Origin of the sequence: Bacillus yunxiaonensis, from assembly GCF_037104695.1 — a bacterium.
Classification (GTDB): Bacteria; Bacillota; Bacilli; order Bacillales; family Bacillaceae_G; genus Bacillus_A; species Bacillus_A yunxiaonensis.
In genome coordinates this window covers 117,141-131,202 of the sequence record NZ_JBAWSV010000009.1, presented here as the reverse complement: position 1 = coordinate 131,202, position 14,062 = coordinate 117,141, and the positions used below count along the sequence as shown (strand labels likewise).

11 protein-coding genes are annotated in these 14,062 nt (G+C 36.6%); 4 read left to right on the top strand and 7 right to left on the bottom strand.

The features are described 5' to 3' along the window. Positions 1-136: 136 nt before the first annotated feature. Positions 137-670, bottom strand: a complete 534-nt coding sequence (locus tag WAX78_RS21420; RefSeq protein ID WP_336484069.1) for a DUF4871 domain-containing protein — start codon at positions 668-670, stop codon at positions 137-139. A gap of 227 nt (positions 671-897) precedes the next feature. Here WAX78_RS21420 and WAX78_RS21415 point away from each other — a divergent pair, with 227 nt between their 5' ends. After that, positions 898-2,013: an RNA-guided endonuclease InsQ/TnpB family protein gene (locus tag WAX78_RS21415; protein ID WP_336484068.1), complete on the top strand. Its 1,116-nt coding sequence runs from the start codon at positions 898-900 to the stop codon at positions 2,011-2,013. A gap of 274 nt (positions 2,014-2,287) precedes the next feature. On the opposite strand, the gene WAX78_RS21410 is transcribed toward WAX78_RS21415, so the two are convergent. Next, on the bottom strand, positions 2,288-3,226 hold the full coding sequence (locus WAX78_RS21410; RefSeq protein ID WP_336484067.1) for a DMT family transporter: 939 nt from the start codon (positions 3,224-3,226) through the stop codon (positions 2,288-2,290). A gap of 128 nt (positions 3,227-3,354) precedes the next feature. Between WAX78_RS21410 and pdxR the strand changes: the two genes are divergently transcribed. Beyond that, entirely contained in the window at positions 3,355-4,752 is a 1,398-nt protein-coding gene (gene pdxR, locus WAX78_RS21405; RefSeq protein ID WP_336484066.1) for a MocR-like pyridoxine biosynthesis transcription factor PdxR, read from the top strand. A 236-nt stretch (positions 4,753-4,988) separates the two neighbouring features. Beyond that, entirely contained in the window at positions 4,989-5,507 is a 519-nt protein-coding gene (locus tag WAX78_RS21400; RefSeq protein WP_336484065.1) for a hypothetical protein, read from the top strand. A gap of 75 nt (positions 5,508-5,582) precedes the next feature. On the opposite strand, the gene WAX78_RS21395 is transcribed toward WAX78_RS21400, so the two are convergent. The 5 genes from WAX78_RS21395 to fdhD all read right to left on the bottom strand — a co-directional run bounded on the left by WAX78_RS21395 (position 5,583) and on the right by fdhD (position 10,832). Beyond that, on the bottom strand, positions 5,583-6,098 hold the full coding sequence (locus WAX78_RS21395) for a GNAT family N-acetyltransferase (protein WP_336484063.1): 516 nt from the start codon (positions 6,096-6,098) through the stop codon (positions 5,583-5,585). A gap of 128 nt (positions 6,099-6,226) precedes the next feature. Further along, the gene (locus tag WAX78_RS21390; RefSeq protein ID WP_336484062.1) at positions 6,227-7,603 is read right to left on the bottom strand and encodes a HAMP domain-containing sensor histidine kinase; all 1,377 of its coding nucleotides are present in this window, start codon (positions 7,601-7,603) and stop codon (positions 6,227-6,229) included. A 230-nt stretch (positions 7,604-7,833) separates the two neighbouring features. After that, the gene (locus WAX78_RS21385; RefSeq protein WP_336484061.1) at positions 7,834-8,505 is read right to left on the bottom strand and encodes a response regulator transcription factor; all 672 of its coding nucleotides are present in this window, start codon (positions 8,503-8,505) and stop codon (positions 7,834-7,836) included. A 744-nt stretch (positions 8,506-9,249) separates the two neighbouring features. Beyond that, a complete protein-coding gene (locus tag WAX78_RS21380; protein ID WP_336484060.1) occupies positions 9,250-9,756 on the bottom strand; it encodes a GNAT family N-acetyltransferase in 507 nt (168 codons plus the stop codon). Between the two features lie 275 nt (positions 9,757-10,031). Continuing rightward, positions 10,032-10,832: a formate dehydrogenase accessory sulfurtransferase FdhD gene (gene fdhD, locus WAX78_RS21375; RefSeq protein ID WP_336484059.1), complete on the bottom strand. Its 801-nt coding sequence runs from the start codon at positions 10,830-10,832 to the stop codon at positions 10,032-10,034. Between the two features lie 281 nt (positions 10,833-11,113). Here fdhD and fdhF point away from each other — a divergent pair, with 281 nt between their 5' ends. After that, positions 11,114-14,056 (top strand): formate dehydrogenase subunit alpha, encoded by a 2,943-nt coding sequence (gene fdhF, locus WAX78_RS21370; protein ID WP_336484057.1) that lies wholly within the window; start codon positions 11,114-11,116, stop codon positions 14,054-14,056. The last annotated feature ends 6 nt before the right edge of the window (positions 14,057-14,062 follow it).

Here is a 14,062-nt window from a genome sequence, read left to right as displayed (position 1 = left end):
TACAACTTCCATTATTTTTTTCATCTCTTATCTCTCCTTGTTTCTTGTTTTATTTCTTACTCTTAGTATAAATGGGAGGAAGAGATGGAACCATTGAATTAGATGACGTAAGGATTACAGTTTTGTAAGGGAAATGCTATGACTTGTCACTTTCTTCTACATGTACAACAATCTGTCCATATAACTTTTCTCCAATGTATACATTTAATAGCCATAAGCCAGAAGAAGGGAGTAACATACTAGAGGGAATACTTGTGATATCTTTTGTAATCTCTTGCGGTGCTGTCCAAACATTGCCTGTTATCTCATCTTGAAAAAGGACAGGAACTGGTTTCGTTGAGCCTTGTTTTATTGCAATGACGGTTAGCTTTCCAGAGGGGATATTTGGCCCCAGAAAGAACCACGTATATTTATTTGGTTGATTAGCAATCCAAGTAGTATCTACAAGTGCGACCTTATTTTCTATACCTTTTAGAGATATTTTATCATGCTGAAATGATGGACTTTCCTCCCAATTGACATCTTTAAGGATGCTAGGGTGAAAGAAAGAGGGAATATGATTTTGTGGTTGCATCGTTCCAATGATTTTGGGGGAAGTAGATTTTTTTACTATAGTTGTACAACCAGTGATGAGACAGAAGAGAAGCAGCACGGTTCCAAGTTTTTTCATCTAAAATCGGCAAGGATACCCCTACTTCAATCGTGTGCAGGGCGTAGCCCAACGATAAGTGGGGGAGGAATTGCCGTCAGATACGGTATGGTACGTTAAAAATCGTAAGATTTTGTACCATATTAAGTATCTGAAACTTCCACCTTGCCTCCTCCTTCCTCCTATTTAGGTTATTTGATTTCACTAAAATTTTGTTACAATATATTTAGTGAAAGGTGGTGAGAATAATGTCTACAATTACTGCGAAAATACAAATCTATGTTTCTGGAAATCAAGCTGAAAGCCTAAAGATAACAACCAACGCTTATCGTAAAGCTTGTAATTGGCTATCAAAGCATATCTTTGAAACAAAAAATCTAAATCAGGTAAACTTGAATAACTTGTATTATTCTAACTTACGAAATCAGTTTGGACTAAAAAGTCAAATGGCTCAATCTGTTATGAAAACAGTGATTGCTCGATACAAGTCAGCTAAATCAAATGGACATGAATGGTCTTTAATTGAATTTAAACTTCCAGAATATGACCTTGTTTGGAATCGTGACTACTCATTAACTCAGAGCCAATTTAGTGTAAATACACTTGATGGTCGTCTTAAATTGAATTATGAACGCAAGGCTATGAAAAAATACTTTAATAATACTTGGAAGTTTGGTACTGCTAAACTTGTGCATAAACATAAAAAATGGTTCTTACACATTCCAATGACAAAAGAATTTACTGAATTAGATTACGCAGATATAAACAATATTGTCGGTATTGATTTAGGAATCAACTTTCTTGCTACCACTTATGATAGTCAGGGTAAAACTACTTTCTACAACGGAAATGTTGTTAAGCATAAGCGTGGTAAGTTTAAAGCTACTCGTAAACAGTTGCAAATGCGACAAACACCGTCTGCTCGTAAAAAACTAAAACAAATTGGTCCAAGAGAAAACCGTTATGTAACTGATGTAAACCATCAAATTACAAAGGCACTCGTTGATAAATACCCTAGAGGTACTATGTTTGTTTTAGAGGACTTAACAGGTGTTCGTTCCGCAATTGAAAAAGTACGAGTGAAAGACCGCTATGTTTCTGTCTCTTGGGCTTTCTACCAGTTCCGTCAGATGCTGGAATATAAAGCGGAAATGAACAGACAGAAGGTAATTGTCGTAGACCCAAAATATACTTCTCAAACCTGCCCTAAATGTGGGCATATCAAGAAAGAAAACCGTAATAAGAAATTACACACATTCTGTTGTAAAAACTGTCAATACAAGTCAAATGATGACCGTATTGGTGCTATGAATCTACACCGTAAAGGGATTGAACATATTGGTGTAGTTACTACAGGAGTATAGCTCTTGTAGTAAGGGCGAAGTCAACCGTCCTTATGTTCCACCACACCAAGGTAGGAGAGCGTTGCTCGTTCGTACTACTGGGTAGGAATAAGCGTAGTTGCTCTCTATGAGGGTAGAAGCACTGTCGAACTCTGACAGACGCAAGCCCCCACTTCAAACGACCCGTAAGGGTGTTAAGTGGCGGGTTGTTGACTTGGCCACGCTCCTATGCATATTTGTATTTTAATTGTATTGGACAAAAGAAAGAACAATTCCTGTAAAAGAAAAAGAGAGGCTACGCGGATAGCGTTTCCTCTTTTCTTACATGTGTTCTGTTGCTAGATTTTTCTGGCATTGTTAAAAAGACAACTGCGACAATAATGAAAATACCGCCTAATAGTTGATAGGCTCCAAACGATTCATTTAACCAGATGATTGAAACAATAGCTGCTACGAGTGGTTCAATACTTGATAAAATACTTGTTTCTGTTGCAGATAAATATTTTAGACTACCAATATAGAGAAGGAAAGAAAGTGTTCCACTTATAATTACGAGAATAAGCATAGAGAATGTGCTCATTGTTAATGTATTTGCTACATAACGGAAATGAAATTCTTGATTATATAGAAATAAGGAAATTCCTCCAAGTAACATCCCCCAACCAACAATTATTGATGTCCCCCACTGTTTTATGAGAGAAGCGGGATGGAGTGTGTAAAAAGCAAAGCCGACTGCTGTTAAAATACCAAATAATATTGCTTGTTTAGAAAGAACAATATTTTCAATTGAACCATTGGTAATAAGAAAATACGTACCTGTCAGTGCAGCAGAGATTGCTATAACCTGCATAAAGGAAGGAAGTTTTTTATGCTGTATTGCAATATAAATAGTAATAAGAACTGGACCAAGAAATTGAAATAGTGTTGCGGTTACAGCATTACTTATATGCACTGTTTCAATAAATGCATACTGAGCACCAAGCATGCCAACAATCGCAAAAATTAGTAGTTGAATCCAATGACGCGGGTACTTCCAAATCTCAAATATATTTTGTTTTGTAAATAGTAAGGAGCATAAAATAAACATGCCCGCTAATAGTAGACGAATGACTAAAAAATCAGTAGATGATAGCTCAGTATAGTTAAATAGCCATTGAATCATAGGGCCAGATAATCCCCATAATGTTGCTCCACTAATAATCATCATTAGACCGAGATGTCTAGGTGATTTCATGATGTATCCTCCTTTGTATGAAAAATCTTGATTTATTAAAACGGAAATGATAAGTATGAAAGTATTATATATAACATCTGGTACTGCAAAAAGTGTCAGTTTTTTATAAAATAAAGGGGTCAGTTTGTATGTTAGAATTAACGCCGAAACTTGATATTCATAGTAAAGAACCACTATATGTACAACTATATAATTACATGAAAGAGGAAATGAAATCTGGAAATGTACCGCCTTATACGAAATTACCATCGAAGCGAAAATTAGCCCACTATTTGCAAGTTAGCCAAAATACAATTGAAGCTGCTTATGGCCAGCTTGTTGCAGAAGGTTACGTAGAGGCGATTCCACGTAAAGGATATTTTGTATGTGAAATGGAGCAAACTGTATTGCATGTAAAACAAAAGATGCAGCATGTAAAAGAAATGCTTTATCATGAACGAGACTATGTATTTGATTTTACGCATACAGGTGTTGATGCTCGTTCATTTCCATTTTCCTTATATCGCAAATTAACAAACGAGGTGCTGCAGACTGAGAATGAAGAAGTGTTGCTGCTTGGGCATCCGCAAGGGGAACTTGGACTGCGAAAAGAAATTGCAAAATATTTATATGAATCGCGTGGTGTACATTGTTCACCGAGTCAAATTATTATTGGAGCAGGAACACAATATTTAATAAGAATGCTATTTCAAATGTTAAAGAAAAGTATGTTTGCGGTAGAAAATCCAGGATACCATCGAAGAATGGTTACGTATGAAAAAGGGATAGAGCATGTGGAACTGCTTCCTCTTGATAAAGATGGAATTATACTTTCGCATTTAGAAGAAAGCGATGCAAATGTCGTGTTTGTTACGCCGTCTCATCAATTTCCGTGCGGGATGATTATGCCAGTTTCAAGGCGAATGCAGCTCTTGAATTGGGCAGAGAAAGAGGAAGGGCGTTATATTGTAGAAGATGATTATGATAGTGAATTTCGCTATTCTGGTAAACCAATTCCAGCCCTCCAAGGATTAGATCCAAATGGAAAGGTTATTTATATGAGTACTTTTTCGAAAGCGCTACTACCATCGTTACGTATCAGTTATATGGTGCTCCCAAAAGCGCTAATTGAAGTATATCAACAAGAGTATTTCTTTTATACGCAGACCGTATCGCGAATTGATCAAGAAATTGTGAAACGTTTTCTCGAAGGCGGACATTGGGAAAAGCATATTCATAAAATGAGAGTTGTATATCGAAAGAAGAGAGATACATTAGTTTCAGCAATTTCAACGTATTTTCCAAAATATGTTGAAATAATTGGACAAGATTCAGGGCTGCATATATTATTACGCACAAATAATGGCATGACAGAGGAAGAGCTTATTGAACGAGCAGCAGCATATAGTATAAAGGTATATTCGGTTTCTATGTACTATGATGAGGTGAAAGCGGATAATAAAACCGTTTTGTTTGGTTTTGCAATTTTATCTGAGGAAGAAATTGAGAAAGCGGTTCAATTGCTGGCAAAAGCATGGTTTAATTAATGATTTTAACTATGTTTTTTAGAACGGTTACATATAATCCTTCTCCTGATGAAACTTATTCACAAGTCTACTTCTTTAGCTCATATTAATGGAGCGAAAGCCCTCTATCGATGGAAGTTTTACTCTATGTAAAAGTGGCTACATCCACATATACATAATGGTGGAAGAACAATCATAGGTTAGGAAAAGAAGAGGAAATCTTGCAGCATAGATATTGAGATGGGAGGGAATGGCTAGTGGAGGATGCTTGTAGGGAGATACTTTGGAGAATAGTCCTTGCAGCTATTTGCGGCTGTGTTGGAGGAATTGTAAACATTGTAGTAAATGGGAATTATATTAAAAGTCGAATGATACTCTCAGATCAAAGTGGAATTGAAAGTCGGTATGTGTTTGGAACAATTAAAGAGCCTATTGCTGGTATATTTAGTGCAATTTTAGTAACACTACCGATGGATGTAACGAAAGAGCACTATTTATTTATACAAACAGCTTTAATTGCAGGTTTTGGAAGTAGCACATTTCTGAAAAGTTATGTGCAAAAATCAATGGTAATAGAAGCTCAAAAGAGTAGTGATATTATTAAGAAATATGAAGGGAAACTTGCTTCATTAGAAATAAATTTAGAAGATGAGACTAAAGAAAAACTTAAAAATTTACAAATGCAAGTAAAAACAGCTGTTAGTCCATCAGAAATTCGGTTTTATAATAAACAAATTGAAGGGATATTAAAAGGAGCAACTCATTTTACTTCATAAATTGAGTTCAGTGTTTGTAAAATGAAAAAGTTTCTATAATCATAAAGAAAAAGGGACTCTCGCAAGTCCCTTTTTCTATTCGTTTTCTTCATGTAAAAACAGTACCATATGCTCTTCGTCCCAATATTGATCGTTATATTTTAACGAACGTTCTTGTACGCCAAATGTTTTAAAGCCTAATGATTCATAGAGTTTTTTCGCGCCTTCATTGCCAACGACAACATCAAGCATAAGTTGTTCTACTTCTAATTCTTTTGCTTTTTCAATGGTTGCTTGCATAAGTGCTTTACCAGCACCGAGTCCACGCGCTTTTGGAGAAACGTAAACAGCACCGATTTTTGCTTTATGTTCCTGCTTTAAAAATGATTTCGTTTCCAGAGTTGCAGCACCGATTAATTCGCCATCTTTAAAAGCGCCAAGTGTGTAATTTTCATTTTGAGATAATATTTCTGCTTTATATTCAACAGGATCTTCTTTGTTAAGAATATCTTCGTAAGCGGAACTGAAAGCTTCCGGGTTTTGTTTTAATCCTTCAACGCGAAGTTCTAAATAAATTTCTGCATCCTTTTTTGTCAATACACGAATTTCCAATCATATCACCTTCTAAATCTTTGGTAGTTGTATATACATATTATATTAAAGTAATAATAATTTCAAAAATATACTATTTATGGTTAATGTTATTGGTTGAAAATTATTTACTAAAATAATAAAAATGTCTATTGAATTGGTAATTCTATCGTAAATACAGTTCCAGTTCCAACTTCACTCGTTACATGTATAGAACCACCATGTAATTCTACGATTTCTTTTGCAACAGCTAAGCCAATACCTTTTCCACCAGTTGCTCGTGTTCGAGATTTATCGACCCGATAGAAGCGCTCAAAAATATGTGGTAAGTCTTCACTTGGAATTCCCTCTCCTTCATCTTGCACATGTATAAGAAAAGTATGCTCCTTTTTTAATACTTGTACTGTAATTTGAGAATTTTCGTGAGAATGTTGGTGTGCATTATGGAGTAAATTCAGCATGACTTGCTCCATGCGGCGTTCGTCTATGCAGACAGATAAATCTTCAGGACAATATAAAGAGATGTTCATTTTCTTTTTTTGAAGAGATGGTTTTATTTTTTCAACCATACGCTCTACAAATGGTAGCAGTGAAATGGGCTGCTTTTTTATAGCAAATTGGTGTTGTTCAAGCTGTGCAAGTTCAAATAAATCTTGTACGAGTTCGGTAATATTTTCTGTTTCTTCTTCAATGATTTGTAAATATTCTTCCCGTTCTTCTTTCGATAAAGACTCTCTTTTTGCAACTTTTGTATATCCTTTTACATATGTGAGCGGGGTTAATAATTCATGTGCGACACTTGCGAGAAATTCATTTCGTTCTTTTTTCATATAGGTTAGCTCACTAGAAAGCTGTTCGATTGTTCCTGCTAAACTTCCTAATTCGTCCTTACTCTTAATACCTAATGTAATCGGTTCGTTTTGCTTCATCATTTTTTCGGTTGCTCGCTTCATTTTGATAAGTGGATTTGTAATAACTCTTGAAAATAAAAACACTAAAATTGTTGTGAGAGCCACTGTCAATGCACCGACGCTAATGAATTGTTTCGTTAAGCGATAAATCATTTCTTTTATAGAAGCAGTTGCTAAAAACATATGGACATAGCCAACCACTACCCCATGTTTTGTAATAGGACTGACTGTTGAAATATATTTTGACGCTTTCCAGCGATCTTCTGTTATCATTCCATCTCTAGGAATATACTCAATCTTTTGTACAAGTTGTTTGTGCATGTCTTCTGTAATGGGATCAGAAGAAGATAAAATATTACCCGCTGCATTTGTTACGACGAGTTTCGTATGGGATGGGGAGTTAGATTCCATCATCGCTGCGCGTTCAACGGCTCGTTCGCTATAGCGTTTTTCAATAATATCACGATACCAATTTCCCTTTGCTAATAAGGCTGTAGTTTCTTCATTTATACGCATTTGCGCCAGTGTTGTATGAAAGGATACAAATAATACGGATTCAATGCAAAGAGATAATAATAAAAAGTATGTACCAAGCTTTATAGAAAGTTTATTCATTATGATTCACAACCTTTTTCCTGTACTAACAGGCAGTAAGACTCCCGCCGCGAAGTTCTGAAGAAACAACGAAATTCGGTAGAAGAAAAACTGCTGGCATATGCCCTCTCTAACAGTCGGTAAGATGCTTAGCTACGAAGTAGTAACAAACCGTCTGTAAGAGCCCGATTGGTTCAACTAACCTTTTGGAGAAGAGCGCTCCAAAAGGAAGTTTCACTTTATCTTTACGATTAGTTACCTTTCCATTTGTAACCGATTTTATAAACAGTTTCTAGATGATCTTCAATAGGGAATCCTACTTTTCGAAGCTTTTCGCGTATATTACGAATGTGAGAATCAACGGTACGATATTCAATATCTGTTTGAAATCCCCATATTTTTTCGATAAGTTCATCACGGCTATAAGCACGGTTTATATTTTGCAAAAAGAGTCCAAGTAATGAAAATTCAATTGGTGTAAGAGCAAGTTTTTCATCATAGACAGTCACGGTATGCCTCGTTTTATCCCAGTCAATTCCGTTAAAGCTTACGAACCCTTCCTTTTTCGTACGACGCAGTACAGCTTCAATACGAGCAATTAATACTTGCTCATCAAACGGTTTTGTAATATAGTCATCAGCACCTAAGGTGAGACCTTTTACCATGTCATAATTTTGATTACGTGCAGTTAGCATAATAATGGGTACGCTGCTTATTTGCCGAATTTGAAAGCAAGTTTCCCATCCGTCCATTTTTGGCATCATCACATCTAATAAGATAAGATCAAATTCTTTTTGTTGAACGAGTTCAAGTGCTTCTTGTCCTGAAGTTGCCTTCATACAAAAATGCCCGCGCGGACTTAAAAATAAATCTAATAAGCGCAGCATACGTTCTTCATCATCTACTAATAATAGTTTTGCCATAATGATGTACACCTCAAGTTTCCAGTATTTATAATTATCCCTCTATTCGTGGGCAGTAAGACCCCGGCCTCAAGATTCAGAGAAGAGCGTTGTCCAGCTCTAGCGGCTAGAATCTCCGGTCGTTTCGCCCCCTCGGACGAGGTGAAAAGCGCCTCTCTGCCTTGAGCTCCAACGTCCTGCGATTCTGGGCGAGCCGCTTCCGCTTTTCTACAGAAGATAGGTAAAGTTAAACTCTCATTACTAGAAGTTTCCCTTATATATTTTACATGAACTTTATAAAAAACTCTGTTCATATTATAAAGAAAAGGACAATTGCCATAAAAAATGCACTACTTTTGCAAATCTTTCTTTTATAATTGGGAATGTAGCAGCACAAAAAATACCCTATGTTGCGACATAACGTCTTGTCATTTTGTTTTTCAAAATGGCAAATTCCATTCTATTGTGTAAGTGAGATAGAGAACATTTTTCGTATTCACCTCGCATCGGATAAGAAAAATGTCTATCTCACCTTTTTTTTGTTAATAAAGGGAATTTAAATAATGAACACAAAGAAGGATTCCTTGAAAAATAGGAACGAAATGCAGCTATAGCCTGTATTGCGGTAAAGATGATAATGAACTGAGCCAATTGGGCTCTTATAGATGATTTTGTATTAAAACCCGCCTGTTAGAACGGGATAAAAAAAGAAGCCTCGCACAGTGTGCGAGGCTTCTTTTTTGAATTTCTATAAGTAAAAGAAGACTAAGTATTTAAAAATAAAACCATATGCTCTTCATCCCAATATTGTCCGTTATATTTTAAACCACGTTCTTCTACGCCATATGTTTGGAAACCAAGTGATTCGTATAGTTTCTTTGCCGGTTCATTTCCGACAACAACATCAAGCATGATTTGTTCTATATTTAACCTTGGTGCATTTTCAATGATTGTTTCAATTAATGCCCTTCCAGCACCAAGACCACGTGCCTTCGGAGAAACATACACGGAACCAATTTTTGCTTTATGCTCTTGTTTAATAAAAGGTTTAATTTCAAGTGTGGCAATGCCGATTAATTCATCGTCTTTAAAAGCACCTATTGTAAATTTCTCAGGATTATCTAATCGCTTTGCCATCGCAGCAACAGGATCTTCTTGTTTCATAACATCTTCATAAGAGGAACTAAATGCTTCAGGATTTTGAGTTAACCCTTCTACGCAAAGCTGTAAATATATACTTGCATCTTCTTTTGTTAAGACACGAATGTTCATACAAGCAACCTCCTAATGGTTTTATGTAATGAAATTATATATTAACTTTATTAATTATTCAATAGCTATATATGTTACGTTTTTATAACTAAAAAGGTTCCTCGTGTGAGAAACCTTTTGATTGTGTTATTTCTTTGTGTGTACTGATGGAAGTTTCACTTTACCCCGCTCTAACAGTCGATAAGATGCTTAGCTACGAAGTAATACCAAACCGACTGTAAGAACCCGATTGGTGATGGCTAACCCTTTGGAGAAGAGCGCTCCAAAAGGAAGTTTCACCTTATAAACCCTTCAATTCGTTCTGGATGTGTGTAAATATTGCAAGAATCACCGCGAATAAAGCCAACGACAGTAATTCCTAAATCGTGAGCAAGTTCTAAAGCTAATTTTGTCGGGGCTGATTTCGATAGGACAATTTCACAGCCGATTTTTGCTACCTTGAGTAAAATTTCCGATGATATGCGGCCGCTAAAGGCAATTACTTTTCCATGTATTGAAATGTTATTACGTAAGCAATGACCGTAAATTTTGTCCAAAGCATTATGGCGTCCGATGTCCATTCGGGAAATAAGAATTTGTGTTGCATCACATAACGCAGTGTTATGTACACCGCCTGTTTGCCTGAAAGTAGTAGAGGACTCTTGTAAATCTTTCATTAAACGAAAGCAATCTTCTGGCTTGAGAGTAATATGAATATCGTGCATTGTTTTTGCTTTTGCAGCATCATTGACAAATACAAAGCCTTGTCTGCTTTTCCCGCAGCAAGATGTAACATAACGTTTATTATAACAAGTTTGATATAGTGGATTTGTTTGCGATGTTGTTACATGCGCAAATCCTTTTTCTTTTTGGATCCATAATTGTTCAATGTGTTCATAGGAAGAGATGATACCTTCTGATACTAAGAAGCCAACGACCATATCTTCAATATGATCAGGTGTACAGACAATCGTTACGTATTCTTCACCATTTAGTTTAATTGTAAGTGGATATTCTGTTACAATTTCGTCATCTTTTTGATGAAATGTACCATTTCGGTACTGAATCATTGGATATGTACCTTGAACAGACTCCATATAAAATTCCCCTTTATCAATTATTCTCCCATTTTCATCATAAAACAATAGAAAAGGAAACGCATCCGTTTTGTATTTTTGCTACATTTCTTGGTGATTATTTGTGTTCTACGATATAATAGAATAGTAGTAATATCCATCGATTGTAAGCTTATTTTATACATCAAGAATCTAACTCTAAGAACTGTTTTGAAAAAGAGCGTATAGCAACATTGTTTTGAAAACGCATTCAAAATGTATTTAAAACGTGTTGTACAGTTGGTTGTAAGGAGAGGGGAAAGATGTCAGAACACACAATTCGTGTAACTGTTGATGGCGTAGAGTATATTTCATCTGGTAAGAAAACGATCTTGCAGTTATTAAACGAAAGAAAGCTTGAACATCCGCAAATTTGTCACGTACCAGAAGTAGATCCAATTCAGACATGTGATACGTGTATTGTTGAGGTAAACGGGAAGTTGGTGCGTGCATGTTCAACGAACCTTGAAGAAGGTATGTATATTGAAAGAAAATCAAAGCGAGCGATTGAAGCACAAACAGAAGCGATGGATCGGTTATTGGAGAATCATCTATTGTATTGTACTGTTTGTGATAATAATAACGGGAATTGCAAAGTGCATAATACAGTGCATATGATGGGGATTGAAGAGCAGAAATATCCATATGAACCAAAAGTGAGCGCTTCAGAAGTGGATATGTCTCATCCATTTTATCGTTATGATCCAAATCAATGTATTGCATGCGGGCAATGTGTAGAAGTATGTCAAAACTTACAAGTAAATGAAACCTTATCAATTGATTGGAATTTAGATCGGCCGCGTGTGGTTTGGGATAATGGCGTATCAATTAATGATTCGTCTTGTGTAAGTTGCGGTCAATGTGTAACTGTTTGTCCATGTAATGCTTTAATGGAGAAGTCGATGCTTGGGGAAGCTGGCTTTATGACAGGTCTCAAACAAGATGTTTTAAATCCAATGATTGATTTTGTTAAGGATGTAGAACCGGGTTATAGCAGTATTTTAGCTGTTTCGGAAGTAGAGGCAGCAATGCGTAAAACGAAAATAAATAAAACGAAAACTGTTTGTACGTTTTGCGGTGTAGGATGTTCATTTGAAGTATGGACGAAAGACCGTCAAATTTTAAAAGTACAGCCTGTATCGGATGCACCGGTAAACGGGATTTCAACGTGTGTAAAAGGGAAATTTGGATGGGATTTTGTAAATAGTGAAGAGCGTATTACAAAGCCGCTTATCCGTAAAGGAGACATGTTTGTTGAAGCAACTTGGGAAGAAGCGATGGAAGTTGTTGCAGCAAATATGAGTCATATTAAAAATCAATACGGTAGTGATGCTTTTGGGTTTATTTCTTCGTCTAAAGTAACAAATGAAGAGAACTATTTAATGCAAAAGCTTGCGCGCCAAGTATACGGAACAAATAACGTGGATAACTGTTCCCGTTATTGTCAATCACCAGCAACAGACGGTTTATTTAAAACTGTAGGCATGGGCGGTGACGCAGGGACAATTAAAGATATTGCAGAGGCTGGGCTTGTTATTATTGTTGGGGCAAACCCAACGGAAGGTCATCCAGTTCTTGCAACGCGTGTGAAACGTGCACATAAACTACATGATCAAAAATTAATTGTAGCTGATTTACGTAAACATGAAATGGCAGAGCGTGCCGATTTATTTGTTCACCCAAGTCAAGGTACAGATTATGTTTGGCTTGCAGGTGTAACGAAATATATGATCGATCAAGATTGGCATGATAAAGCATTTCTTGCTGAAAACGTAAAGAATTTTGATGAATATAAAACAATGTTAGAGAAGTATACGCTTGATTATACAGAAAGCATAACAGGTATTTCCAAAGATACATTAAAAGAAATGGCAAAAATGATTCGTGATGCAGATGGCACATGTGTACTTTGGGGCATGGGTGTTACCCAAAATACAGGTGGAAGTACTACGTCTGCTGCTATCTCAAACTTATTGCTTGTAACAGGTAACTACCGTCGTCCTGGTGCAGGAGCATACCCACTGCGTGGACATAATAACGTACAAGGTGCTTGTGACATGGCAACATTACCAAACTGGTTGCCTGGATATCAAGCAATATCGGATGATGCACTGCGCGCAAAATTTGAAAGTGCATACGGCGTATCTATTCCGAAAGAACCAGGATTAAATAATATTGCGATGCTGATTGCTGCAGAATCAGGGGAATTACGTGGCATGTATGTTATGGGGGAAGAAATGGCATTAGTCGACTCTAATGCTAATCATGTGCAGCACATTTTAGGAAATCTTGATTTCCTTGTTGTGCAAGATATGTTTTTAACAAAAACAGCTCGTTTTGCAGATGTCATTTTACCAGCAGCACCGAGTTTAGAAAAAGAAGGCACATTTACGAATACAGAACGCCGGATTCAACGTTTATACGAAGTAATGCCGCCGCTTGGTGATTCGAAACCAGACTGGTGGATTCTTCAAAAGGTAGCTCGTACGCTAGGGGCAAATTGGAATTATGAACATCCAAGCGAAATTATGGATGAAATTGCGTCACTTGCTCCGTTATATTCACAGGCAACATATGACCGTTTAGAAGGATGGAATAGCTTGTGCTGGGGTAGTCATGACGGCAGTGATACACCATTATTATATGTAGATGGATTTAATTTTCCAGATAAAAAGGCACGTCTATCACTTAATGAATGGGTACCGCCAGTCGAGGCACCGGAAGAATATGATTTATTGTTAAATAATGGCCGAATGCTCGAGCATTTCCATGAGGGGAATATGACAAAAAAATCGGCTGGTATTTTATCGAAGATGTCAGAGGTATTTGTTGAGATTTCTCCAGAGCTAGCGATGGAGCGAAATGTGAAAGATGGAGGACTTGTAGAACTTGCATCACCATTTGGAAAAATAAAAGTTCCAGCGCTTATTACAGATCGGGTAACTGGAAACGAATTATATTTACCGATGCATGCAACAGTAAATGAAGAAGCAATTAATATTTTAACAGGAACGGCAACAGACCTTTATACATGTACACCGGCATATAAACAAACACGTGTAAAAATGCGTGTGCTGCGTGAAAAAGGAAATCGTCCGCTGCCTGCTTCCAACCCGCGAAATAAAAAGCGTCATCCGCAAAATGGTGTAGAAGTAGAGAAGAAATGGCAACGAAAACAATATGTATCACTTGTGGATGAAAACTAGGGGGGG

Coding starts and splice junctions, on each gene's coding strand:
- pdxR (WP_336484066.1), top strand. CDS start 3,355: ATGTTAGAATTAACGCCGAAACTTGATATTCATAGTAAAGAACCACTA.
- fdhD (WP_336484059.1), bottom strand. CDS start 10,832: ATGGAGTCTGTTCAAGGTACATATCCAATGATTCAGTACCGAAATGGT.
- WAX78_RS21420 (WP_336484069.1), bottom strand. CDS start 670: ATGAAAAAACTTGGAACCGTGCTGCTTCTCTTCTGTCTCATCACTGGT.
- WAX78_RS21390 (WP_336484062.1), bottom strand. CDS start 7,603: ATGAATAAACTTTCTATAAAGCTTGGTACATACTTTTTATTATTATCT.
- WAX78_RS21385 (WP_336484061.1), bottom strand. CDS start 8,505: ATGGCAAAACTATTATTAGTAGATGATGAAGAACGTATGCTGCGCTTA.
- WAX78_RS21415 (WP_336484068.1), top strand. CDS start 898: ATGTCTACAATTACTGCGAAAATACAAATCTATGTTTCTGGAAATCAA.
- WAX78_RS21380 (WP_336484060.1), bottom strand. CDS start 9,756: ATGAACATTCGTGTCTTAACAAAAGAAGATGCAAGTATATATTTACAG.
- WAX78_RS21410 (WP_336484067.1), bottom strand. CDS start 3,226: ATGAAATCACCTAGACATCTCGGTCTAATGATGATTATTAGTGGAGCA.
- fdhF (WP_336484057.1), top strand. CDS start 11,114: ATGTCAGAACACACAATTCGTGTAACTGTTGATGGCGTAGAGTATATT.